Raw genomic sequence first — 23,926 nt, 5'->3', positions numbered from 1 at the left:
CCATTCCCGACGCCGCAATGTAGCTGAGCGTGCGGTGATCTGTGTCGCTCAGGGCTGCCTATGTCGGTAGGCCGCCCGTGGGGTCTGCGCCAGGATCGCGAGGTCCATCCCGAGCCAGTGGTTCTCCACATAATGCAGGTCGAGCAGGGGCATCTCCTCCCACGGTAGGTCCGAGCGGGCGCTCACCTGCCACAGGCCGGTCATGCCGGGGCGTACGAGGAGCCGCTCGGGCCGGTCGGTACGGGGCTCCGGGCGCGGCCCGACCAGGGACATCTCGCCCCGGAGCACGTTGATCAGCTGTGGCAGGGCGTCGAGGGCGCACCGCTCGACGGCCTCGCCGGCGCCGCCCGCGCCGTCGGTGCGCAGCCGCCGGACCAGGAACGGCCGCCCGGCCAGGCCGGCGGCGGGCTCCCGTACGAGGACCCGGCCGCCCTGGGTCACGTAGAGCAGGGCGGCGGCGAGGGCGAGCGGTACGGCCGCCACGGCGAGCAGGAGCACGGCGCCGGCCAGGTCGACCACCCGTTTCGCCGGCGGGGCGGTGGGCACCCGGAGCCGTGGCCGGGGGGCGGTGAGTGTGAGCGGCATTCCAGCACCGTGCCGGACGCCTCCCGGCGGGGGCGGGGTGGCGCGCGGTCGGCGGGGCGTGGGGAACCCGTTCGGCTGCGGCGCCGCTCCGGGGGCTGCGTCCGCCCCGTGCCCCGGTGTGGCGCAGGGTTGCGCGTAAGGATGGGCTAAAGGTTGAGTCGAGCCGACTCAGTTCTGTTGACGCGAGCGCGGCGGTACGGCATCCTTGAGCCTGTTGCACTCAAGTCAGCTGGAGGAATTGAAATGGCACGTGCGGTCGGCATCGACCTGGGCACCACTAACTCCGTCGTCAGCGTTCTGGAAGGCGGCGAGCCCACCGTCATCACCAACGCCGAGGGCGCCAGGACCACGCCGTCCGTCGTCGCCTTCGCCAAGAACGGCGAGGTCCTCGTCGGCGAGGTGGCCAAGCGCCAGGCGGTCACGAACGTGGACCGGACCATCCGCTCCGTCAAGCGCCACATGGGCACTGACTGGAAGATCAACCTGGATGGCAAGGACTTCAACCCGCAGCAGATGAGCGCCTTCATCCTGCAGAAGCTGAAGCGCGACGCCGAGGCGTACCTGGGCGAGAAGGTCACGGACGCGGTCATCACCGTCCCGGCCTACTTCAACGACTCCGAGCGTCAGGCGACGAAGGAGGCCGGCGAGATCGCGGGCCTGAACGTCCTGCGTATTGTCAACGAGCCGACGGCCGCCGCCCTGGCCTACGGTCTCGACAAGGACGACCAGACCATTCTCGTCTTCGACCTCGGTGGCGGCACCTTCGACGTGTCGCTCCTCGAGATCGGCGACGGCGTCGTCGAGGTCAAGGCCACCAACGGTGACAACCACCTCGGTGGCGACGACTGGGACCAGCGCGTCGTCGACTACCTGGTGAAGCAGTTCGCCAACGGCCACGGCGTCGACCTGTCCAAGGACAAGATGGCGCTCCAGCGTCTGCGCGAGGCCGCCGAGAAGGCGAAGATCGAGCTCTCCTCCTCCACGGAGACCTCGATCAACCTGCCCTACATCACGGCCTCCGCCGAGGGCCCGCTGCACCTGGACGAGAAGCTCACGCGCGCTCAGTTCCAGCAGCTGACCGCGGACCTGCTCGACCGCTGCAAGACCCCGTTCCACAACGTCATCAAGGACGCCGGCATCGCGCTGTCCGAGATCGACCACGTGGTCCTGGTCGGCGGCTCCACCCGCATGCCGGCCGTCGCCGAGCTCGTCAAGGAGCTCACCGGCGGTCAGGACGCCAACAAGGGCGTCAACCCGGACGAGGTCGTCGCCATCGGCGCCACCCTCCAGGCCGGCGTGCTCAAGGGTGAGGTCAAGGACGTCCTGCTCCTCGACGTGACCCCGCTGTCCCTCGGCATCGAGACCAAGGGCGGCATCATGACCAAGCTCATCGAGCGCAACACCACGATCCCGACCAAGCGGTCCGAGATCTTCACGACGGCCGAGGACAACCAGCCGTCCGTGCAGATCCAGGTCTACCAGGGTGAGCGCGAGATCGCGGCGTACAACAAGAAGCTCGGCATGTTCGAGCTGACCGGCCTGCCGCCGGCCCCGCGTGGCGTCCCGCAGATCGAGGTCTCCTTCGACATCGACGCGAACGGCATCATGCACGTCACGGCCAAGGACCTTGGCACGGGCAAGGAGCAGAAGATGACCGTCACCGGCGGCTCCTCGCTCGGCAAGGACGAGGTCGACCGCATGCGCCGGGAGGCGGAGCAGTACGCGGACGAGGACCTCCGTCGCAAGGAGGCGGCCGAGTCCCGCAACCAGGGCGAGCAGCTCGTCTACCAGACGGAGAAGTTCGTCAAGGACAACGAGGACAAGGTCCCGGCCGAGGTCAAGACCGAGGTCGAGGCCGCCGTCTCCGAGCTGAAGGAGACCCTCAAGGGCGAGGACACGGCCGAGATCCGTACCGCCACCGAGAAGCTCGCCGCGGTCAGCCAGAAGCTCGGCCAGGCGATCTACGCCGACGCCCAGGCCGCTCAGGGCGCCGCCGGTGCCGCTCCCGGTGACGCCGGTCAGGCCGGAGCGACCGACGCCGCGGACGACGTCGTCGACGCCGAGATCGTCGACGACGAGAAGCCGAAGGGTGGCGCTGCCTGATGTCGGAGGAGACCCCGGGTTTCGACGAGAAGCCCGAAGTCCCCGCCGACGGCACGCCCGACGAGCCGAAGGCCGCCGACTCCGCGAAGGAGGAGGCGGCCCCGGCCGGGGACGCGGCGCAGGACGTGGCGCTGCTCGCACAGCTGGACCAGGCCCGTACGGCGCTCGGTGAGCGCACCGCGGACCTCCAGCGGCTCCAGGCGGAGTACCAGAACTACCGCCGCCGGGTGGAGCGGGACCGGATCGCCGTCAAGGAGATCGCGGTCGCGTCCCTCCTGACGGAACTGCTCCCGACCCTGGACGACATCGGCCGGGCGCGGGAGCATGGCGAGCTGGTCGGCGGCTTCAAGTCGGTGGCCGAATCGCTGGAGACCGCCGCGGCGAAGATGGGATTGCAGCAGTTCGGCAAGGAGGGCGAGCCCTTCGACCCGACGATCCACGAGGCCCTGATGCACTCGTACGCGCCGGACGTCACCGAGACGACCTGCGTGGCGATCCTGCAGCCGGGGTACCGGATCGGCGAGCGTACGATCCGCCCCGCGCGGGTCGCGGTGGCCGAGCCCCAGCCGGGCACGGCCCCCAAGTCGGAGTCCGCGGAGGGCGAAGCGCCGTCGGACAAGGACGCGGATGCCCCCGACAAGGGCTGAAGCTGAACCAGTAGAGGTACGAGAGGAGGGACACCGCGGATGAGCACGAAGGACTTCGTCGAGAAGGACTACTACAAGGTCCTCGGTGTCCCGAAGGACGCGACCGAGGCCGAGATCAAGAAGGCGTACCGGAAGCTCGCGCGCGAGTTCCACCCGGACGCCAACAAGGGCGACGCCTCGGCCGAGGAGCGCTTCAAGGAGATCTCCGAGGCGAACGACATCCTCGGCGACGCCAAGAAGCGCAAGGAGTACGACGAGGCGCGCGCCCTGTTCGGCAACGGCGGCTTCCGCCCGGGACCGGGCGGGGCCGGCGGCTCGTTCAACTTCGACCTCGGAGACCTCTTCGGCGGTCAGCAGCAGGGCGGCCAGGCCGGCGGCTTCGGCGGTGGCCTGGGCGACGTCTTCGGCGGCCTGTTCAACCGCGGCGCCGGCCCCGGTGCGGGCACCCGCACCCAGCCGCGCCGCGGCCAGGACATCGAATCGGAGGTCACCCTCTCCTTCACGGAGGCGGTGGACGGGGCCACGGTCCCGCTCCGGATGTCCTCGCAGGCCCCCTGCAAAGCCTGTTCCGGAACCGGCGACAAGAACGGCACCCCCCGGGTGTGCCCGACCTGCGTCGGCACCGGGCAGGTCTCGCGGGGCAGCGGCGGCGGCTTCTCGCTGACCGACCCCTGTGCGGACTGCAAGGGCCGCGGCCTGATCGCGGAAACCCCCTGCGAGGTCTGCAAGGGCAGCGGGCGCGCCCGCAGTTCGCGCACCATGCAGGTCCGGATCCCGGCGGGCGTCTCCAACGGCCAGCGGATCCGGCTGCGTGGCAAGGGTGCGCCGGGCGAGCGCGGGGGCCCCGCCGGTGACCTGTACGTCGTCGTGCACGTGGATGCCCACCCGGTGTTCGGCCGCAAGGGCGACAACCTCACGGTGACCGTCCCGGTGACCTTCACCGAGGCGGCCCTGGGCGCCGACATCAAGGTCCCGACCCTGAACGGCCCCTCGGTGACGCTGAAGCTGCCGCCGGGCATCCCCAACGGCCGCACCATGCGGGCCCGCGGCAAGGGAGCGGTCCGCAAGGACGGCACCCGCGGCGACCTGCTGGTGACGGTGGAGGTCGCGGTCCCGACCGAGCTGTCGGACAAGGCCCGCGAGGCGCTGGAGATGTACCGCGATGCGACGGAGTCGCAGGACCCGCGTACCGCGCTGTTCGAGTCCGCGAAGGGAGCATGACCATGGACGGCCGCCGACGACAGTCCTCCCGCCTGGGCGGGGGCTACCAGCTCACCGATGAGACCCCGGTCTACGTGATCTCGGTGGCCGCCCAGCTCTCGGGCCTGCATCCGCAGACCCTCCGCCAGTACGACCGCCTGGGCCTGGTCTCCCCGGACCGGACGGCCGGCCGCGGCCGGCGCTACTCGGCCCGCGACATCGAACTGCTCCGCACGGTGCAGGCGCTGTCCCAGGACGAGGGCATCAACCTGGCGGGCATCAAGCGGATCATCGAGCTGGAGAACCAGGTCGCCGCGCTCCAGCAGCGCGTGGCCGAGCTCTCCGCGGCGGTCGACGGCGCGGCGGCCACGCTCCGGGCCCGCGAGGCCCAGGTGCACGCCTCGTACCGGCGCGACCTGGTTCCGTACCAGTCTCCGCAGCCGGGCAGCGCCCTGGTCGTCTGGCGCCCCAAGCGCCCGATGGACTGACGGCGCAGCGGCGGTTTTCAGCCAGCGCACGCATGCGGAAGGCCCCTGCCCGGGAACGGGCGGGGGCCTTCCGTTTGTGTGGGTCGGCAGTGGGTAGTCAGAGCTGCCGGTGTTCCGGGGTGTCGAGGATCCCGGACTGGGCGATGAGGAAGCCGAGTTGGGCGCGGCTGCCGCTGCCCAGGTAGGCGGCGAGCTTGGCGATGTGCGCCCGGCAGGTGCGTACGTTCATCCCCAGGCGGCGTGCGATGGCCTCGTCCACGTGCCCCTCGACGAGCAGCTGGGCGATGGTGCGCTGTACGCCCGAGATGCCGTCCGGTGCGTGCGTGTACGTCACTTCCTCGCTCAACGGCACGGCGCGGCGCCACAGTTGCTCGAAGACCTTGATGAGGTAGTCGACCAGTCCCGGGTGCCGGAGCTCCAGTGCCACCGTCCGGTCGTCGCTCGCGGGGATGAAGGCCACCGTGCGGTCGAAGATCATGAGACGCTCTATGAGCTCCTCGAGTGTGCGGATCTCCGCCTTCCCCGTGGAGATCCGGTCCACGTAGGCGAGCGTGCCCTGGCTGTGGCGTACCGTGTGCTGGTAGAGCGTGCGGATGCTCACGCCGCGGTTGAGCAGCGGCGCGGCGCGCTCCAGTGCCTCGGTGAGGATGAAGCTGGGCCGGGCTCCGCCCGGTTGGACGGTCAGGGCCTCGGTGTGGCACTCGGCGGTGGCCAGGTCGAGGGCCGCGTTGATCTGCTCGAAGCCCTCCAGCACGGTGATGGCGTGGGTGGTCGCGGGGCTCTGGGCGCTGATGGTCAGGAACGGCTCGAATGCGTCGGCGAGATCTACGGCGCTGCGTCTCCGGTCCCGGATCTCACGTTCGAGCGGATGGAGCCGCTGGGTGAGGGCGACGGACGGGGGAACCGCGCGCAGCTGGTTCGCGTCATCGGGGTCAGGCCTCAGCAGAGCGAATTCGAGCAGGCAGGGGGCGTTCTCCACCTCGCCGCGGGAGACGCGGCCGGTGCTCAGCGCAGCCGCGTAGAGGCGCGCTCCCTCGGGGCACATGGCTGTGACCGGGTGGGGATGTGTCGGGTTTGTGTCGCTCTTGGGCAAATCTCCACCCCCCAGGGTCCTGAACATGTAAGAACATGATGCATCGTCCCTGTGGCACTGACGTGCCTGAATGAGCCATCGTCAGTCACGCGGGGGAGAGGATTCCATCAAGTGAGGACGAAGCCGACCATGTATAAGAGAATGCTTCGCTCGGTGCTTGCCGTTGTTTTCTCCGTCGTTGCGGTCCATGGGGCAGTCGTCGCCTTCAACGGCGACGCGGGAAGCGTTCAGGCCGACACCGGTACCGGTACCAGTACCAGCACGCCCGTCGAATCGGTAGGCAAGACCGATCTGGGCTGGAACACGGCTCCCGCTGATCTCGGCTGGAACACCACGCCGGCGAAGGTCTCCTGATGACCCCCGACGACCGCGGCTTCCGCCGCGAAATGGCCTCTGCCTACCGCTCCGGCTGGCAGTTCATCGACCTCGCCACGGCCATCCCCCACCCTGGCGACTCGTTGATGGTCACCCTGTTCGGACAGCCGATCGTCATCGTGCGCGAGGAGGACGAGGACGTACGTGCGTACCGCTGCCTGCGTCGCCCCCGCGGCGCGCCGCAGCCCGTCCGCTGCGAGGTGCGCTACGGAATGGTCTTCGTCAACCTCGACCAGCGCGATCACCAGCTCTTCGAACCTGATATCACCACCGCCACCCCCCGCAGTGCCTGAAGCGATTCCCCCGTCGTTGCAGATCGCTCAGGTGCTACCCCCACACAACGGCGCCATCGTGGACCTGACCACGATGGCGCCGTTGTGATGTCCGCGTCCACTCGTCGGCCGGACAAGATTTGGTTGCGGACCGCGCCCGGGGCCGGCCGCCGTCAGGCCCGGCCCATCGCCCGCTCCAGGGTGATCTCCACGACCACCCGGTCGGGATTGGGCGAGGGGGTCCGCCCGTAGCGCTCCGCGTAGCGCGCCACCGCGTCGGCGACCGACGCCTCGTCCGTACGGATCACCGCGCGCCCCTCGAGGGTGGCCCAGCGGCGTCCTTCCATCTGGCAGACCGCGACCCGGGCGGTGCCCGGTCCCGCCGCCAGGATGTTGCGGACCTTCCTGCTGTGCCTGTTGCTGATCACCCGGGCCAGTCCGGCCTCCGGGTCGTACGTCACGCCCACCGGCACCACGTGGGGCGATCCGTCGGGGCGCGGGGTGGTCAGCGTGCAGACGTGCCGCTCCCGCCAGAAGGCGAGGTACTCGGGCGTCGGGTTGAGTACGTCATGGGACATGGCCGAAGGGTACGGGGCGGGCCCGTCCGGGCGACCGCCCGCCTGCCTTGAGCGGACCGCCTTGAGTGGAATAGACTCAACTTTGCATAGGTTGTTCATGTCATGGTTCTGTCCCCCCAGAGAGGAGCACATCACCCGTGGATGCCGAGCTGACCAACAAGAGCCGGGACGCGCTGAACGCGGCCACCAGCCGGGCCGTCAAGGGCGGCCACGCCGATCTGACGCCCGCGCACCTGCTGCTGGCGCTCCTCGCCGGAGAGGACAACGAGAACGTCACCGACCTCCTCGCCGCCTCCGACGCCGACCAGGTCGCCGTACGGGACGGCGCGGAGCGGCTGCTCGCCGCCCTGCCCAGCGTCACCGGGTCCACGGTCGCGCCCCCGCAGCCCACCCGTGAGCTGCTCGCCGTACTCGCCGAGGCCGACGCCGAGGCGGGCAAGCTCGGCGACGACTACCTCTCCACCGAACACCTCCTCATCGCGCTCGCCGCCAAGGGCGGCGCGGCGGGTGAGGTCCTTTCCGCCCAGGGCGCCAGCGCGAAGAAGCTGCTGGACGCCTTCCAGAACGCACGAGGAGGGCGGCGGGTGACCACCCCCGACCCCGAGGGTCAGTACAAGGCGCTGGAGAAGTTCGGCACCGATTTCACGGCTGCCGCCCGCGAGGGCAAGCTCGACCCGGTGATCGGCCGGGACCACGAGATCCGCCGCGTCGTCCAGGTGCTGTCGCGGCGCACGAAGAACAACCCGGTGCTGATCGGCGAGCCGGGCGTCGGCAAGACGGCCGTGGTGGAGGGGCTGGCGCAGCGCATCGTGAAGGGCGACGTGCCGGAGTCGCTGAAGAACAAGCGGCTGGTCTCCCTGGACCTGGGCGCCATGGTCGCCGGCGCGAAGTACCGCGGTGAGTTCGAGGAGCGGCTGAAGACGGTCCTGGCGGAGATCAAGTCCAGCGACGGCCAGATCATCACCTTCATCGACGAGCTCCACACGGTCGTCGGCGCGGGCGCCGGCGGGGACTCGGCGATGGACGCGGGCAACATGCTCAAGCCCATGCTGGCCCGCGGTGAGCTGCGCATGGTCGGCGCGACGACGCTGGACGAGTACCGCGAGCGGATCGAGAAGGACCCGGCGCTGGAGCGCCGCTTCCAGCAGGTGCTGGTCGCCGAACCGTCCGTCGAGGACACGATCGCGATCCTGCGCGGGCTCAAGGGCCGCTACGAGGCGCACCACAAGGTGCAGATCAACGACAGCGCGCTGGTCGCCGCGGCCACCCTCTCCGACCGCTACATCACCTCCCGCTTCCTGCCGGACAAGGCCATCGACCTGGTCGACGAGGCGGCTTCGCGGCTGCGCATGGAGATCGACTCCTCGCCGCTGGAGATCGACGAGCTCCAGCGGGCGGTGGACCGGCTGCGCATGGAGGAGCTGGCCCTCAAGAACGAGTCCGACCCGGCCTCGCTCGAGCGCCTCGACAAGATCCGCAAGGACCTCGCCGACCGCGAGGAGGAGCTGCGCGGGCTGACGGCGCGCTGGGAGAAGGAGAAGCAGTCCCTCAACCGCGTCGGTGAGCTCAAGGAGCGCCTGGACGACCTGCGCGGGCAGGCCGAGCGCGCCCAGCGCGACGGGGACTTCGACAGCGCCTCCAAGCTGCTCTACGGGGAGATCCCGACGGTGGAGCGGGAGCTGGCGGAGGCCACCGAGGCCGAGGCCGAGGCGTCGAAGGACACCATGGTCAAGGACGAGGTCGGCCCCGACGACATCGCGGACGTGGTGGGTGCCTGGACCGGCATCCCGGCCGGCCGCCTCCTGGAGGGCGAGACGCAGAAGCTGCTGCGCATGGAGGACGAGCTGGGCCGCCGTCTGATCGGCCAGGGCGAGGCCGTACGGGCCGTCTCGGACGCCGTGCGCCGCACCCGGGCCGGGATCGCCGACCCGGACCGGCCGACCGGCTCGTTCCTCTTCCTGGGCCCGACGGGCGTGGGCAAGACCGAGCTGGCCAAGGCGCTGGCGGACTTCCTCTTCGACGACGAGCGGGCGATGATCCGCATCGACATGTCGGAGTACGGCGAGAAGCACTCCGTGGCCCGCCTGGTCGGCGCCCCGCCCGGATACGTGGGCTACGAGGAGGGCGGCCAGCTCACCGAGGCCGTCCGCCGCCGCCCGTACTCCGTGGTGCTCCTGGACGAGGTGGAGAAGGCCCACCCGGAGGTCTTCGACATCCTGCTCCAGGTCCTGGACGACGGTCGTCTCACCGACGGCCAGGGCCGCACCGTGGACTTCCGCAACACCATCCTGGTGCTGACCTCGAACCTGGGCAGCCAGCTTTTGATCGAGCACAGCATGATGGACCCGGCCACCTCGGCGGAGCAGAAGAAGCAGCAGGTCCTGGACGTGGTCCGGGCGAGCTTCAAGCCCGAGTTCCTCAACCGTCTCGACGACCTGGTGGTCTTCTCGGCGCTGACCGGCGACGAGCTGGCCCACATCGCCGAGCTCCAGATCGGCCGCCTGGCCAAGCGGCTGGCCGACCGCCGCCTGACGCTGGAGGTCACCCCGGCCGCCCTGGCCTGGCTGGCGGACAAGGGCAACGACCCCGCGTACGGGGCCCGGCCGCTGCGCCGGCTGATCCAGACGGCGATCGGCGACCGCCTCGCCAAGGAGATCCTCTCGGGCGAGGTCAGGGACGGCGACACCGTGCGGGTCGACGTCGCCGGCGAGGGCCTGCTGGTCGGCAAGGCGCTCTGACCTCCCCCGCCGCACCCCCGTGTCCGCCCGGAGCGGATCGAGCGCCGTCGGGCTGGACACGGGGTGGGCGGCATGGGGGAGGATGCAGGTATCCGCACGAAGGGAAGTACACGGTGAGCATCGACCCGGCCTCGATTCCGAACTTCGGAGGGCAGCAGCCCGATCCGCAGGCCACAGGACCGGCGGGCCCCGTCGTCCCCGACCAGGATCTGGTCAAGCAGCTGCTGGAGCAGATGGAGCTCAAGTACGTCGTCGACGACGAGGGTGACCTCGCGGCGCCGTGGGAGGAGTTCCGCACGTACTTCATGTTCCGCGGCGAAGACGAGCAGCAGGTCTTCTCCGTGCGGACCTTCTACGACCGTCCGCACAAGATCGACGAGAAGCCCCAGCTCCTCGAGTCGATCGACGACTGGAACCGCCGCACCCTGTGGCCGAAGGTCTACAGCCACACCCACGACGACGGCTCGGTCCGTCTGATCGGTGAGGCGCAGATGCTGATCGGCACCGGCGTGAGCCTGGAGCACTTCGTGTCCTCCACGGTCAGCTGGGTCCGCGCCTCCATCGAGTTCGACAAGTGGCTCGTCGAGCAGCTTGGCCTGGAGAAGGAGATCGACTCCACGGGCGGCGACGACGAGGGCGACACCAACGGCTAGGACCCGCTCCTAGAGCGGTACGCGGGCCACGAGCAGCAGGTAGAGCCCGTAGCCGTAGCTGAGCCCGGCCAGCCCCGCGGTCACCATGACCGCGGTGCGCGGCCGGGCTCTCGCCATGACGGCCGCGACCGGCAGCAGCAGCGGGAAGGCCGGGAGCAGGAACCGCGGCTTCGACTCGAAGAAGCCGGCCCCGCCGTACGCGATCAGCAGCAGTATCGCCGTGTAGGCGAGCAGCGGCAGCGGGATGCGGTCCAGCACCAGCAGCATCGCCAGCAGCCCGGCCGCGGCCAGCAGGACCACGGTCACGGTGGTGGCCAGCGGCACGTGCCCGCCGGTCAGCACCCGCTCGGCGGAGCGCAGTGCCCCGGCCCCGAAGTCGAAGCGCGAGCCCCACTGCCGCTGCACCGCGAAGTACCCGCCGAGGGGATCGCGCACCCGCACCCCGACGGCCACGACGTACGCCGCCCAGCCCGCGGGGGCCAGCAGCCCGGCCACCCACACCTCGGGCGCCCGGGACCGGCGGCTGAGGATCGCGCACAGGGCCGTCACCGAGACGGCCGCGGCGACCGCGAGCCCGGTCGGCCGGGTCAGCCCCGCGAGCACGGCGAGGCCGGCGGCCCACAGCCAGCGCTCGCGCAGCAGGGCGTAGAGGGCCCAGGCGGCGAGCGCGGCCAGCAGGGCCTCGGTGTAGGCCAGGCTCAGCACCACGGCGTGCGGCAGCGCCGCCCACAGTCCGACGAGCAGCAGTCCGGCGCGGGGCCCGATCACCCGTTCGCCGATCCGGTACACGCCGACGGCGGCGACCGCGGCGCAGATCCAGGCGACGAGGATCCCGGCCGGGACCAGCCCGCCGGGCAGTACCGAGCCGACCAGCCTGATCAGGGTCGGGTAGAGCGGGAAGAAGGCGTAGTCGCTCTGGATGGAGCCGGTGCCGGTGGTGGGGTTCGGCCACATCTGGGTGCGCCCGTAGCCGTTGGCGGCGATCCCGAGGTACCAGACGGAGTCCCAGGACCTGCCCAGGACCCGGAGCGGGTCCTTCCCGGCCCACCAGGAACCGAGGGTGAGGATCAGTACCCCGGCGCCGCGTACGGCGGCGAACACCCCGAGCGCGATGACCGTCGCCGGCGCGGCGGCCCGCACCGCCTTGACGGCGCGCATCTCCAGGGGCGACGCGGACACCGAGACTCTGCCCGTTGCCATGTATCCCGACTTTCCTGCTCTTCGTGAGTACGCTCATCCGATGATGAGAGCTTCGGGCACGTTCCAGGCCGTCAGCTTCACACCGGCCTCGCTCACCCCGCAAGCACACCTGGCAAACGACGACGCCCCGGTCCGGGGCTAGAGACGGCCCAGGCGGGACACGGCTTCACGGAGGACTTCGGTCCGCTTGCAGAAGGCCCAGCGGACCTGGGTGGCCCCCGCGGACTTGTCGTCGTAGAAGACCTGGTTCGGGATGGCGACCACGCCGCAGCGCTCGGGCAGGGCGCGGCAGAAGGCCAGTCCGTCCTTCTCGCCGAGCGGGGTGATGTCGGTGGTGACGAAGTAGGTGCCCTGCGGGCGGTAGACCTCGAAGCCGGCCGCCGCCAGGCCGTCGGCGAGGAGGTCGCGCTTGGCGGCCAGGTCCGCGCGGAAGTCCTCGTAGTACGCGTCGGGCAGGGCGAGGGCCTCGGCGATCGCGTACTGGAAGGGCCCGGAGGAGACGTAGGTGAGGAACTGCTTCGCCGAGCGGACCGCCGTGACCAGCTCGGGGGGCGCCGTCACCCAGCCGACCTTCCAGCCCGTGAAGGAGAACGTCTTCCCGGCGGAGGAGATGGTGACCGTGCGCTCGCGCATGCCCGGGAACCCGGCCAGGGGCGTGTGGACGCCCTCGAACACCAGGTGTTCGTAGACCTCGTCCGTGACGACCAGGAGGTCGCGCTCCACGGCGAGGGCGGCGACGGCGGAAAGCTCCTCGCGGGTCAGGACCGTGCCCGTCGGGTTGTGCGGGGTGTTCAGCAGGAGCAGGCGGGTGCGCGGGGTGACGGCGGCGCGCAGTTCGTCCAGGTCGAGGACGAAGGCCCCGGCGTGCGGGCGCAGGGTGACGGGGACGCGCACGGCGCCGGCCATCGCGATGCAGGCCGCGTACGAGTCGTAGTACGGCTCCAGGGCGATGACCTCGTCGCCCGGTTCGAGCAGGGCCAGCAGCGCGGCGGCGATGGCCTCGGTGGCACCGGCCGTGACCAGGACCTCGGTGTCGGGGTCGTAGCCGAGGCCGTAGAAGCGCTGCTGGTGCGCGGCGATCGCGGTGCGCAGCTCGGGGACGCCGGGGCCGGGCGGGTACTGGTTGCCGAGGCCCGTGAGGACCGCGCGGGAGGCCGCCTCGGCGATGGCGGCGGGGCCGTCGGTGTCGGGAAACCCCTGGCCCAGGTTGATCGACCCGGTGCGGGCGGCCAGCGCCGACATCTCCGCGAAGATCGTGGTGCCGAAGGCCGCCAGACGGCGGTTGAGGAAGGGGCGGTCGCTGCTCACGGGTGCGCTCATGAGCGCCATCCTGGGGGGAACCTCTGGAGTTGCTCAAGTGTGCTTTGGGCCGCGTGGCCTGGGGGCATCCCCCCTTCACACGGGACGCGGGGATCCCGTCCCCCGGGAAGACCGGGGCGTGAGAGAGGGGGCGGACATGGTGTTCGTCTTCATTGTGATCGGCTTGATGGTCTTCGCCTTCGTCGCCTTCATCGCGACGGTGGCGGCCCGTTCGTTCCAGAAGGGGTACTCCGGATCCGGCTCGGGTTCGGGCTCGGGTACGAGCAGCAGCAACAGCAGCTGGTGGGCGGGGGGCGGCAGCAGCGGATCGTCGTCCTCCTGCGGTTCGTCCTCCTCCTGCGGATCGTCGTCGTCCTCCTGCGGCGGTGGCGGGGGGTGCGGCGGTTCCAGCTGACACGGGGCAGCTGGCACCGCGCGCACGAGGGCGCCCGGCGGTACGTTTGCCGCCGGGCGCCCTCTGCTTTCGCGGACGCACCACGACGCGCGGGACGCGTGTGGTTGAACACGTGAACTGTGGAGCCCCCGGGGGGATGTAAACCCCGTCAAGTTGGGTAAAAACGCTGTGAGTGCCGTGCCTTTCATGATTCCCTCGGTTGAGTAGACCAGTCCTCGGACCTCCCTGGACTTCCTGTGGACCCGTGCCGGTGTCCCCCCACCCGTTGACTACCGCTGGCGGGCCCCGGCCCATCTCCCTCGCGCGTTTGCGGAGCCGACTCATGCTCACGACCCTCCAGACCACCTACACCGACACGCGTGCCGCCGATCTCGCCTGGGCCCTGGGTCGGGACCGGCTGCCCGCCCTGGCCGTACTGAACCTCGACCTGTCGGGTGCGAAGGTGGAGCTGCGCTTGCTCGGGGCCTCTCATCAGGTGCTCCTGGAGGAGGGCGAGGTGCTCTGTTCGGAGACGGTCGCCTGTATGCCCGGCAGCAGTACGCCGCTGCCGCTCGGCGTGGCCAAGCGGGTGGGCGACTGGGAGTACGAGTTCGCCGCCCGGGTCGAAACCCTGTCCCGCGGCTCCTTCGCGGGCCGGGCGCAGGAGCTGCTCGCACTGGTCGCCGACCACCCGAACGGACTAGCGGGCACCTTCCCGGGCAGTCCGCACGCCTTCACCGCCATGCTGGCGCAGCACTACGAGGGCCAGGTGCGCTGGCGGACCTGGCACGCGTACCCGCAGGAAGGTCAACTCGTGGCCACCCGGACCCGGATCGGCGTACGCGCGGGCGCCTCGGCCGTGGCCACCCTGGAGTCGCACGCGGTGCTCTGAACCGTCTCCCCCTGCCCGCCGAGGCACGGCGGGCCGCTGCGCCCCGCCTCCGGGAGCGCGCCGGGGCGGCCGCGGGGCCCGGTGGTCCGCGGGGCGCGACCGGCCCCGCGGGATTACGCCAACTGGCCGGATCAGTGCGCCACTTGCACCCATGTGGGTGACCGGATGCGAGTGGGCGGTGACGTACGGTTCGCTTCATGATCGACCGTTCCGTCCCGCGCCGGGTCCTCCCGGCTCCGGAGCCGCGGGGCGCGGGGACCGTCCCGGCCGCCCTGCCCGTACGGCCCCGGACCGGCCGACTCCTCGTGCTGGCCACCGTGTTCGTCTGCGCCGCCTGCGGGCTCGTATACGAACTGGAGCTGCTCGCCCTCGGCTCCTACCTCATCGGCGACTCCGTCACCCAGGCGTCGGTCGTGCTGTCCGTCATGGTCTTCGCCATGGGCGTCGGCTCCCTGCTCGCCAAGCGGCTGCGGCACCGGCCCGCCTTCGGCTTCGCCGCCATCGAGGCCGGGCTCGCGCTGCTCGGCGGGCTCTCGGCCATAGCGTTGTACGCGAGCTTCGCCTGGCTGGGCGAATCACGGCCCGCCCTCGTCGCCTTCTCCTTCGCGATCGGCGTCCTCATCGGCGCGGAGATCCCGCTCCTGATGGCCCTCATCCAGCGCATCCGCAGACAGGACGCGGGCGGGGCCGTCGCCGACCTGTTCGCCGCCGACTACGTGGGCGCCCTGGTCGGCGGCCTGGCCTTCCCCTTCCTGCTGCTGCCGGTGCTCGGCCAGCTCACCGGCGCCATGCTCACCGGCACGGTCAACGCGGTCGTCGGCGGCGGGCTCGTGCTCTGGCTGTTCCGCCGCGACCTGAGCCGGCGCGCCCGCTGGACGCTGGTCGCCGCCAACGTGACGGTCCTGTCCGTGCTCGGCTGCGCGACCGTCCTCGCCGACGACTTCGAGCGGGTCGCCCGCGGCGCCGTCTACGGCGAGGAGGTGCGGGTCGCCGTCCAGACAGGGGTGCAGGAACTGGTGCTCACCGGGCCGTCGACCGGCTCCCCGCGCTCACTCGACCTGTACCTCGACGGTCGGCTGCGGGTCAGCGGCTACGACGAGTACCGCTACCACGAGGCCCTCGTCCACCCCGCCATGACCGGCGCGCACACCCGGGTCCTGGTCCTCGGCGGCGGTGACGGGCTCGCCGCCCGCGAGGTGCTCCGCTACCGCGACGTCGCCTCCGTCACCGTCGTCGAACTCGACCCCGGCGTGGTCCGGCTCGCCCGCACCGACCCGATGCTCTCCGCGCTCAACGCCGGCGTGTACGAGGACCCGCGGCTCGGCGTCGTCACGCAGGACGCCTTCCGCTGGCTGCGCGGACCGGCCGCCCGGGGCCGCTTCGACGTGATCGTCTCCGACCTCCCCGACCCCGGGATCACCCCGAGCACGAAGCTGTACTCGCAAGAGTTCTACGGGCTGGCCGCGCGGGCCCTGCGGCCCGGGGGCCGGATCGCCGTGCACGCCGGACCGATGGCCACGCGCCCGCGCAGCTACTGGACCGTCGAGTCCACCCTGCGCGCGGCCGGACTGCGGACCTCCCCGTACAGCGCGGGCGGCCGCCTCTCCGGCTTCGCCGCCGGACCCGACCGCACCCCCCTCGGCGGCAGCGGCGCGCCCCCGCAGGACTGGGGCTTCGTACTGGCCTCCCGCGAACAGGCGCCCCCGCTGAAGGTGGACCGCGACACGCCGGCGCTGCGCTCGCTGTCGACGCGCTCGCTCCAGGACGCGGCGCGCGACGCCGAGCGCACCCGGATGACGGGACTTCCGCCGTCGACCCTGCCGCACCCGCGGTATTCGTGACCCGGTGCGGTCCTCGTCGGTAGGCTCGACCGCATGGAGCATCAGACGTTCGTTCCGGTACCGGCAGACAGTCTCCGCGCCGTGCTGCGCGACCCCGTCCGGACGGCCCGGTGCGTGCCGGGGCTCCAGCAGGACGCCGATTCCGCGTCCGGACCGCTCTCCGGACGGCTGAAGATCCGGGTCGGCGGGCACACCGTGACCTACCGGGGCGCCTTCTCCGTCGCCGAACGGGACCGAGACCACTTCGCCGTCGACGGCGAGGGCACGGAGGTCCGGGGCAGCGGGACGGTGAAGCTCGCCCTCGCGCTGCGGATCACCCCGGAGGGGGACCACCGGACCCGGCTCGACTTCACCGCCGGGGCCACCGCGGACGGCCGTGCCGCCGCATTCGGGCCCGAGGCCACCGCGACCGCCGTGCGGCGGCTGCTGGACCAGACCGCCGAGCGCCTCGCGGAGGCGGCGCGCGGCGAGCCGGCGGGATCCGAAGGGCCCGCAGAGTCCGGCGCGTCCGGCTCGTCCGGCTCGTCCGCCTCATCCGGCTCGTCCGCCTCGTCCGGGGAGTCCGTCGGGCCCGAGGTGAGCGATCCCGTGGCGGACGCCGAGGAGGACGAAGGCGCCGGGTCCGCGGGATCCGAGGACGAGGACATCACCGAGGTCACCGCCTCGGTCTTCGACACCGACGTACCGCCGCCCTCCCTGGACCCCTTCCTGGCCGGCGGGTTCGACGACCTCGACGACCTCGGCGATCTCCCGCGGCCCCCGGCCGAGGCCGCCCACGCCCGCCGCACCATGATCGGCCGCAGCGCCGAGGAGGTGGACCACGCGCCCCCGCGCGGCCGGTACGCCCCCGTCCCCGCGCCCGCCGCCACCACCGCGGGTGACAGCCTGCGCTGGCTCGCCCCCGCCGCCGTCCTCGCCCTGGCCTCGGCCGTCGTCATCGGCCGCGCTCTGCGCCGCCGACGCTGAACGGCGCGCCAGCCGCATTAGGGTCGACCGCATGAGTACGCAACTGAGCGCCGGCGGCGCCGAGCTGACCATCGACCAGGAGAACGGCTGCCGGATCAGCAGCCTGCGCGTCGACGGGACCGAGCTGCTCCGCCAGGGCCCGCACTTCGGGGCCTTCCCGATGGTCCCCTGGTGCGGCCGCACCGCGAACGGGCGGTTCCGTGACGGCGGGGCCGTCCACCAACTGCCGCTCAACCACCCCCCGCACGCCATCCACGGCTTCGGCCGCGACACCGCCTGGCGGCGAGGCAGGCTCACGGACACCGAGGCGGCCTTCGTCTTCGACCTCGCCGACCCGTGGCCGTGGCCCGGCCGGGTCACCCAGGGCTTCGAGCTGACCCCCGACGGGCTGACGCTCTCCATGGGCGTCGAGACGTACGGCGACTCCTTCCCGGCCCAGGCGGGCTGGCACCCCTGGTTCCGGCGCAACCTCGGCACCGGCGGCGAGGACGTGCGGCTCGACTTCGCACCCGACTGGCAGGAGGAGCGCGGCGACGACCACCTCCCCACCGGCCACCGCATCGACCCGAAGCCCGGTCCGTGGGACGACTGCTTCGGCATGCCGCACGGCGTGGACGTCACCCTCACGTGGCCCGGCGCGCTGGAGCTCAAGGTCACCAGCCGCGAGGAATGGGTGGTCGTCTACGACGAGGAGGCCGAGGCCGTCTGCGTCGAGCCGCAGTCGGGCCCGCCGAACGGGCTGAACAGCCTCCCGCGCCTGGTCACCCCCGTCGACCCGCTCGAGGTCTCCACCACGTGGACGTGGCGGCGGCTCCCGTAGAGCCGAATTAAGCTCAGGGGCATGAGCGACGTACGCGATGAGCTTCTGCAGCAGATCAAGGACAAGGCCGTCGTGCACGGCAAGGTGATCCTCTCCTCCGGCCGGGAGGCCGACTACTACATCGACCTCCGCCGGATCACCCTCGACGGCGAGGCGGCCCCGCTGGTCGGTCAGGTCATGCTCGACCTCACCGCCGACCTCGACTTCGACTGCGTCGGCGGCCTCACCCTGGGCGCCGACCCGGTCGCGACCTCGATGCTGCACGCCTCCGCCGCGCGCGGCGGGCGGCTGGACGCCTTCGTCGTCCGCAAGGCCCAGAAGGCGCACGGCATGCAGCGCCGCATCGAGGGCACCGACGTCAAGGGCAAGCGCTGCCTGGTCGTCGAGGACACCTCCACCACCGGCGGGTCCCCGCTGACCGCCGTCGAAGCGGTCCGCGAGGCCGGCGGCGAGGTCGTCGCCGTCGCCACGATCGTCGACCGCGGTGCGGCCGGGGCCATCGCCGAGGCGGGGCTCCCCTACCTCACCGGCTACCGCCTCGAGGACCTGGGCCTGTCCTAGCCACCGGAGTCCGGACACCGCACCCGGACAACTGGGGCCGAAGGTCCCCGTACGTCCTGGATCATGTCCTGACCTGCTGCTTTTCTGGCGGCCGGGATGTTTCACGTGAAACATCCCGGCGGCTTCCGGCCGTACTGGCCGACAGCGGGGGTGGAGTGTCGGGCGGAGTCTGGAAAGATGGGTGCGACGATGACGTCGCCCCCAGGTCAGGGCCCGCAATAAGCACACTCCCCGCACATCCAAGGAGCGGACAGATGCCCATCGCAACCCCCGAGGTCTACAACGAGATGCTCGACCGGGCGAAGGCAGGCAAGTTCGCCTACCCGGCCATCAATGTGACCTCGTCCCAGACCCTGCACGCTGCGCTGCGCGGCTTCGCGGAGGCCGAGAGCGACGGCATCATCCAGATCTCCACCGGTGGTGCGGAGTTCCTGGGTGGCCAGCACAACAAGGACATGGTCACCGGCGCCGTCGCCCTGGCCGAGTTCGCGCACATCGTCGCCGCCAAGTACGACATCACGGTCGCGCTGCACACGGACCACTGCCCCAAGGACAAGCTGGACGGCTACGTCCGTCCGCTGCTCGACATCTCCGCCGAGCGCGTCGCCAAGGGCCTGAACCCGCTGTTCCAGTCGCACATGTGGGACGGCTCCGCCGAGACCCTGGCCGACAACCTGGCCATCGGCCAGGAGCTGCTCGCCAAGGCCGCCGCCGCGAAGATCATCCTCGAGGTCGAGATCACCCCGACCGGTGGCGAGGAGGACGGTGTCAGCCACGAGATCAACGACGAGCTGTACACCACCGTCGACGACGCGATCCGTACCGCCGAGGCCCTGGGCCTGGGCGAGAAGGGCCGCTACCTGCTGGCCGCCTCCTTCGGCAACGTGCACGGCGTCTACAAGCCGGGCAACGTCGTCCTGCGCCCCGAGCTCCTCAAGGACCTCCAGGCCGGCGTCGGCGAGAAGTACGGCCAGGCCTCGCCGTTCGACTTCGTCTTCCACGGTGGCTCGGGCTCCACGGCCGAGGAGATCGCCACCGCGCTGGAGAACGGCGTCGTGAAGATGAACCTCGACACCGACACCCAGTACGCGTTCACCCGCCCCGTCGTGGACCACATGTTCAGCAACTACGCGGGTGTGCTGAAGGTCGACGGCGAGGTCGGCACCAAGTCCAAGTACGACCCCCGCACCTGGGGCAAGGCCGCGGAGGCCGGCATGGCCGCGCGCGTCACCGAGGCCTGCGCCAACCTGCGCTCCACGGGCACCCGGCTGAAGTAGGCGCTCGCGCGCACGCCGAAGTGAGCGCTCGCGCGCGTACGTTCACGCCGTTCCCACCGAAGGGCCCGGCCCGCCGTCCGACGACGGCGGGCCGGGCCCTTCGGCGTTCGTGCCCCGCGATACCCCAGACTGGGGGCATGTCCATTCACCAGAACCTGCTCGGGGGCCCCGCCCCCACCCACCTCCCCGACGAGCCCGGCCGCGAGGCCCTGGCGTCCGGCACTCCCGCGGTCGAGGTGGCGGCCGCGCACCCCACCTCCTCCCTCGCCTGGGCGACCCTCGCCGACGAGGCCTTCGCCGCCGGCCGCACGGTCGAGTCGTACGCGTACGCCCGCACGGGCTACCACCGCGGACTCGACGCCCTGCGCCGGGCCGGCTGGAAGGGCCACGGCCCCGTGCCGTGGGAGCACGAGCCGAACCGCGGCTTCCTCCGCGCCCTGAACGCCCTGGCCCGCGCCGCCGGGGCGATCGGCGAGAAGGAGGAGTACGAGCGCTGCTCGACCTTCCTGCGCGACTCCTCGCAGACGGCCGCGGACGCGCTGGGGGCCTAGCCGCCGAGGCGGGGGTGTGACGTACGCCACTCTCCGCTGGAGCCCCGCCCCGACCGGGTCCTATGATGCGGGCAGGGGACCGGGGCTCCACTTGCCTCACGGAAGGAGCGGACCGCTACCCGGAAGCACGTGTCGAGGAGACAGCGATGTCGAACACCCTTGATGCCTCCGGAGCCGGTTCGGACACCCCGAACCTCGACTTCGCCGGCACGACCCCGTACGAGGACTACGTCCAGGCGGACGTCCTCACCCACCTCCAGAACCTCCGCTCGGACGACCCCGGCGAGATGGTCTTCCTGGTCACCACCCAGGTCATGGAGCTGTGGTTCACGGTCATCGTCCACGAGTGGGAGACCGCGGCGAAGGCCCTGCGCGAGGACCGCGTACCGGTCGCGATGGATGCGCTGAAACGATCCCTCCGCGAACTGGAGGCCCTCAACGCCTCCTGGCGCCCGCTCGCCCAGCTCACTCCGGGCCAGTTCAACGCGTACCGCGCCGCGCTCGGCGAGGGCTCCGGTTTCCAGTCGGCGATGTACCGCCGCATGGAGTTCCTGCTCGGTGAGAAGTCCGCCTCCATGCTGGTCCCGCACCGGGGCGCCCCGCGGGTCCACGCGGAGCTGGAGAAGGCCCTGCACGAGCCCAGCCTCTACGACGAGGTCCTGCGCCTGCTGGCCCGCCGCGGCCTGCCGGTCCCGGACGCGGTCCTGAACCGCGACCTGTCGCAGCGCTACGAGCCCTCGGCGGAGGTCGAGGCCGTCTGGACGGGCCTGTACGCCGCCCCGGACGAGCACCTGGACCTGCACCGGCTGGGCGAGGTCCTCACCGACGTCGCCGAACTGGTCTGGCGCTGGCGCAACGACCACCTCGTGGCCACCCGCCGCGCGATGGGCGCCAAGACGGGCACCGGCGGCTCGGCGGGCGTCACCTGGCTGGAGAAGCGCGCCACGAAGAACGTCTTCCCGGAGCTGTGGACGGCCCGCAGCCATGTCTGAGCCGATGCGGATACCCGGTCTCCAGGCCCGCGCCGAGGCCCTGGACACCGCCGACGAGCTGGCCAAGCTCCGCGAGCGCTTCACCCTGCCCGAGGGCGTCGTCTACCTGGACGGCAACAGTCTCGGCGCGCTGCCGGCCGGCGTCGCCGACGCCACCGCCGATGTCGTCGCCAGGCAGTGGGGCGAGCTCCTCATCCGCTCCTGGGACGAGAGCGGCTGGTGGACCGCCCCCGAGCGGATCGGCGACAAGCTCGCCCCCCTGATCGGCGCGGCCGCCGGCCAGGTGGTCGTCGGCGACTCCACCAGCGTCAACCTGTTCAAGGCCCTGGTCGGCGCCGCCCGCCTGGCGGAGCCGGGCCGCACGCGGCTGCTGGTCGACGCCGCCACCTTCCCCACCGACGGCTACATCGCGGCCTCGGCGGCCAGGATGACCGGCCTCGAAGTGGTCCCCGTGGACGCGTCCGCAGCCGCGGGGGCGATCGGCGAGGACACCGCCGCGGTGCTCCTCAACCACGTCGACTACCGCTCCGGCCGGCTGCACGACCTCCCGGCCCTGACGGCGGCCGCCCGCGCCGCCGGCGCGGTCACGGTCTGGGACCTGTGCCACTCCGCGGGAGCCCTCCCCGTCGGCCTCGACGAACACGCCGTCGACCTCGCGGTCGGCTGCACGTACAAGTACCTCAACGGCGGCCCCGGCGCCCCCGCGTACCTGTACATCGCCGAGCGCCACCAGGCCGCCTTCGACTCCCCCCTCCCCGGGTGGAACGGCCACGCCGATCCCTTCGCCATGACGCCGGAGTTCATCCCGGCCGACGGCGCGCGGCGCGGCCGCGTGGGCACGCCGGACATCCTGTCCATGCTGGCCCTGGAGGCGGCGCTCGACGTCTGGGACGGCGTGTCCGTCGAAGCCGTGCGCGCCAAGTCCCTGGCCCTGACCGACTTCTTCCTCGAATGCGTCGCGGCGTACGTGCCGCGGGACAAGGTCGAATCGGTCACCCCGGGCGAGCACGCGCACCGCGGCAGCCAGGTCTCGCTGCGCACCGCGAACGCCCGCGAGGTCATGCGGGAGCTCATCGCGCGCGGCGTCATCGGGGACTTCCGGGCCCCCGACGTCCTGCGCTTCGGCTTCACCCCGCTCTACGTCGGATTCGCCGACGCGGAGCGTGCGGCGCGCACACTGGGTCACATTTTCGGGTGACCCCGTAGCGAAACGTCACATCACCGGGCGGGCGGGGCTACGGCTCCGCCCGCTCCGGCACATCCCGGGCCCCGCACGGAACGGCGCGTTCCGGACTGATACGGTCCCGCTCTGCCGGACCACCGGAACATCTGTCCCCGCTGTCCCACGCGTTACCGAGAGGTTGAGCCGATGACGGACCCCGCCGCAGTGGAACGGGACGCCGCCGAGGCTGCCTCGGCCTTCTCCCATCCGGCGGTCGCGCCGGACGCGACCGCCGCGTACGGGGAACACCCCGACCAGGTCGTCGACTTCTACGCCCCGCGCGGCGCGGGCGAGGGCCCGGCTCCGCTGGTCGCCGTGCTGCACGGCGGGGCCTGGCGGGCTCCGTACGACCGCCGGCACATCACGCCGTTCGCCGATTTCCTGGCCCGGCGGGGCTTCGCGGTCGCCAACGTGGAGTACCGGCGCGGGAGTTCCCTTCCGCACCAGGGGTCCGAGGGTCCCGTCGCCGGACGTTGGCCGGAAACCTTCGATGACGTCGCCGCCGCTCTGGACGCCCTTCCGGACCTCGCCGCGGCCGCCCTGCCGCAGGCCGACATCCGCCGGGTGGTCCTGACCGGCCACTCGGCCGGCGGCCACCTCGCGCTGTGGGGCGCGGCCCGGCACGTGCTCCCGTACGACTCCCCGTGGCGGCTGCCCTGCCCGCCGCCGCTGCGCGGAGTGGTGGCGCTGGCCCCGATCGCGGACTTCGCGGTGGCGGAGGAGCTCGGCGTGTGCGGCGGCGCGAGTGCGCAGCTGCTGGGCGGGCCGGAGCGGTTCGCCGCCCGCCTCCCCTTCGCCGATCCGGCGGCCCTGCTCCCGACGGGCATCGCGACGGCGGTGGTCCAGGGGCGCGCGGACATCGTGGTCCCGGCCGCGGTGGTGGAGTCGTACGTGGCCGCGGCGGCGAAGGCGGGGGAGACGGTGGGGCTGACCCTGCTGGACGGGGTCGGCCACTTCCCGCTCATCGACCCGGCGGCGGACGCCTGCGCGGTGGTGGCGGAGGAGATCTCGCAGCTGGCCTGGTAGAGCCCGCCGGACTTGGGGGGCGGGTCGGCTGCCCAGAACGGGACAGGACGGGGCGGTCCGGGACAGACCGGAGTCGGTTTCCCGCCACCCGCCCGAATACCCGGCTGAACCCTCGCCGTAAGGTATGTAGGCTGCACCCGATACATCCTGAGC

At 71.7% G+C, this 23,926-nt stretch carries 24 protein-coding genes; 18 read left to right on the top strand and 6 right to left on the bottom strand.

Translation table 11 applies throughout. From position 1 onward, the window contains the following. Positions 1-48: 48 nt before the first annotated feature. On the bottom strand, positions 49-585 hold the full coding sequence (locus tag ACTVZO_RS20515) for a sugar transferase (protein WP_443299778.1): 537 nt from the start codon (positions 583-585) through the stop codon (positions 49-51). A 243-nt stretch (positions 586-828) separates the two neighbouring features. On the opposite strand from ACTVZO_RS20515, the gene dnaK reads away from it, so the two are divergent. Genes dnaK through ACTVZO_RS20495 form a run of 4 tightly spaced genes read left to right on the top strand, consistent with a single transcriptional unit; the run spans position 829 to position 5,023 of the window. After that, positions 829-2,688: a molecular chaperone DnaK gene (gene dnaK / locus ACTVZO_RS20510; protein ID WP_443299777.1), complete on the top strand. Its 1,860-nt coding sequence runs from the start codon at positions 829-831 to the stop codon at positions 2,686-2,688. Beyond that, positions 2,688-3,335, top strand: a complete 648-nt coding sequence (gene grpE, locus ACTVZO_RS20505) for a nucleotide exchange factor GrpE (RefSeq protein WP_443299776.1) — start codon at positions 2,688-2,690, stop codon at positions 3,333-3,335. The genes dnaK and grpE overlap by 1 nt, the downstream gene beginning before the upstream one ends. 39 nt (positions 3,336-3,374) lie before the next feature. Beyond that, positions 3,375-4,556 (top strand): molecular chaperone DnaJ, encoded by a 1,182-nt coding sequence (gene dnaJ / locus ACTVZO_RS20500; RefSeq protein ID WP_443299775.1) that lies wholly within the window; start codon positions 3,375-3,377, stop codon positions 4,554-4,556. Between the two features lie 2 nt (positions 4,557-4,558). Further along, complete coding sequence (locus tag ACTVZO_RS20495) at positions 4,559-5,023, top strand: heat shock protein transcriptional repressor HspR (protein WP_443299774.1); 465 nt, start codon at positions 4,559-4,561, stop codon at positions 5,021-5,023. 97 nt (positions 5,024-5,120) lie between these two features. On the opposite strand, the gene ACTVZO_RS20490 is transcribed toward ACTVZO_RS20495, so the two are convergent. Further along, on the bottom strand, positions 5,121-6,143 hold the full coding sequence (locus ACTVZO_RS20490) for a helix-turn-helix transcriptional regulator (protein ID WP_443299773.1): 1,023 nt from the start codon (positions 6,141-6,143) through the stop codon (positions 5,121-5,123). Between the two features lie 84 nt (positions 6,144-6,227). On the opposite strand from ACTVZO_RS20490, the gene ACTVZO_RS20485 reads away from it, so the two are divergent. Both ACTVZO_RS20485 and ACTVZO_RS20480 read left to right on the top strand, forming a co-directional pair. Then, positions 6,228-6,470, top strand: a complete 243-nt coding sequence (locus tag ACTVZO_RS20485; RefSeq protein ID WP_443299772.1) for a hypothetical protein — start codon at positions 6,228-6,230, stop codon at positions 6,468-6,470. Further along, on the top strand, positions 6,470-6,784 hold the full coding sequence (locus ACTVZO_RS20480; protein WP_030026718.1) for a hypothetical protein: 315 nt from the start codon (positions 6,470-6,472) through the stop codon (positions 6,782-6,784). Before ACTVZO_RS20485 ends, ACTVZO_RS20480 begins: the two co-directional genes overlap by 1 nt. A 152-nt stretch (positions 6,785-6,936) precedes the next feature. Here the strand turns inward: ACTVZO_RS20480 and ACTVZO_RS20475 are convergent, their stop codons facing one another. Continuing rightward, a complete protein-coding gene (locus tag ACTVZO_RS20475) occupies positions 6,937-7,341 on the bottom strand; it encodes a pyridoxamine 5'-phosphate oxidase family protein (RefSeq protein WP_443299771.1) in 405 nt (134 codons plus the stop codon). A gap of 137 nt (positions 7,342-7,478) precedes the next feature. Here ACTVZO_RS20475 and clpB point away from each other — a divergent pair, with 137 nt between their 5' ends. Continuing rightward, on the top strand, positions 7,479-10,079 hold the full coding sequence (gene clpB / locus ACTVZO_RS20470; protein WP_443299770.1) for an ATP-dependent chaperone ClpB: 2,601 nt from the start codon (positions 7,479-7,481) through the stop codon (positions 10,077-10,079). 113 nt (positions 10,080-10,192) lie between these two features. Beyond that, positions 10,193-10,732 (top strand): YbjN domain-containing protein, encoded by a 540-nt coding sequence (locus tag ACTVZO_RS20465; protein ID WP_443299769.1) that lies wholly within the window; start codon positions 10,193-10,195, stop codon positions 10,730-10,732. 9 nt (positions 10,733-10,741) lie between these two features. Here the strand turns inward: ACTVZO_RS20465 and ACTVZO_RS20460 are convergent, their stop codons facing one another. The 3 genes from ACTVZO_RS20460 to ACTVZO_RS20450 all read right to left on the bottom strand — a co-directional run bounded on the left by ACTVZO_RS20460 (position 10,742) and on the right by ACTVZO_RS20450 (position 13,663). Beyond that, positions 10,742-11,932 (bottom strand): glycosyltransferase family 39 protein, encoded by a 1,191-nt coding sequence (locus ACTVZO_RS20460; RefSeq protein WP_443299768.1) that lies wholly within the window; start codon positions 11,930-11,932, stop codon positions 10,742-10,744. Between the two features lie 138 nt (positions 11,933-12,070). Next, complete coding sequence (locus ACTVZO_RS20455; protein ID WP_443299767.1) at positions 12,071-13,261, bottom strand: pyridoxal phosphate-dependent aminotransferase; 1,191 nt, start codon at positions 13,259-13,261, stop codon at positions 12,071-12,073. Positions 13,262-13,327: 66 nt separating this feature from the next. Continuing rightward, on the bottom strand, positions 13,328-13,663 hold the full coding sequence (locus ACTVZO_RS20450; RefSeq protein WP_443299766.1) for a hypothetical protein: 336 nt from the start codon (positions 13,661-13,663) through the stop codon (positions 13,328-13,330). 305 nt (positions 13,664-13,968) lie between these two features. Here ACTVZO_RS20450 and ACTVZO_RS20445 point away from each other — a divergent pair, with 305 nt between their 5' ends. The 10 genes from ACTVZO_RS20445 (at position 13,969) to ACTVZO_RS20400 (ending at position 23,773) form a co-directional block, all read left to right on the top strand. Beyond that, positions 13,969-14,517: a DUF2617 family protein gene (locus tag ACTVZO_RS20445; protein ID WP_443299765.1), complete on the top strand. Its 549-nt coding sequence runs from the start codon at positions 13,969-13,971 to the stop codon at positions 14,515-14,517. Between the two features lie 197 nt (positions 14,518-14,714). Next, a complete protein-coding gene (locus ACTVZO_RS20440) occupies positions 14,715-16,358 on the top strand; it encodes a polyamine aminopropyltransferase (RefSeq protein WP_443299764.1) in 1,644 nt (547 codons plus the stop codon). A gap of 33 nt (positions 16,359-16,391) precedes the next feature. Continuing rightward, entirely contained in the window at positions 16,392-17,324 is a 933-nt protein-coding gene (locus tag ACTVZO_RS20435) for an SRPBCC domain-containing protein (RefSeq protein ID WP_443299763.1), read from the top strand. 31 nt (positions 17,325-17,355) lie between these two features. Next, positions 17,356-18,144: an aldose epimerase family protein gene (locus ACTVZO_RS20430; protein WP_443299762.1), complete on the top strand. Its 789-nt coding sequence runs from the start codon at positions 17,356-17,358 to the stop codon at positions 18,142-18,144. Between the two features lie 21 nt (positions 18,145-18,165). Further along, entirely contained in the window at positions 18,166-18,705 is a 540-nt protein-coding gene (pyrE, locus tag ACTVZO_RS20425) for an orotate phosphoribosyltransferase (protein ID WP_362295002.1), read from the top strand. 254 nt (positions 18,706-18,959) lie between these two features. Beyond that, positions 18,960-19,982: a class II fructose-bisphosphate aldolase gene (gene fbaA / locus ACTVZO_RS20420; RefSeq protein WP_443299761.1), complete on the top strand. Its 1,023-nt coding sequence runs from the start codon at positions 18,960-18,962 to the stop codon at positions 19,980-19,982. 137 nt (positions 19,983-20,119) lie between these two features. Beyond that, entirely contained in the window at positions 20,120-20,533 is a 414-nt protein-coding gene (locus tag ACTVZO_RS20415; RefSeq protein ID WP_443299760.1) for a DUF3151 domain-containing protein, read from the top strand. A 146-nt stretch (positions 20,534-20,679) separates the two neighbouring features. Further along, positions 20,680-21,525 carry a tryptophan 2,3-dioxygenase family protein gene (locus tag ACTVZO_RS20410; protein ID WP_443299759.1) on the top strand — a complete coding sequence of 282 codons (846 nt, stop codon included), beginning with the start codon at positions 20,680-20,682 and terminating at the stop codon, positions 21,523-21,525. After that, complete coding sequence (gene kynU, locus ACTVZO_RS20405; RefSeq protein ID WP_443299758.1) at positions 21,518-22,723, top strand: kynureninase; 1,206 nt, start codon at positions 21,518-21,520, stop codon at positions 22,721-22,723. Before ACTVZO_RS20410 ends, kynU begins: the two co-directional genes overlap by 8 nt. 171 nt (positions 22,724-22,894) lie before the next feature. Continuing rightward, a complete protein-coding gene (locus ACTVZO_RS20400; RefSeq protein ID WP_443299757.1) occupies positions 22,895-23,773 on the top strand; it encodes an alpha/beta hydrolase family protein in 879 nt (292 codons plus the stop codon). Positions 23,774-23,926: the final 153 nt, after the last annotated feature.

The sequence above is a fragment of the Streptomyces sp. IBSNAI002 genome (assembly GCF_052244475.1).
Taxonomy (GTDB): domain Bacteria; phylum Actinomycetota; class Actinomycetes; order Streptomycetales; family Streptomycetaceae; genus Streptomyces.
This window is presented reverse-complemented; position numbering and strand designations above follow the sequence as displayed.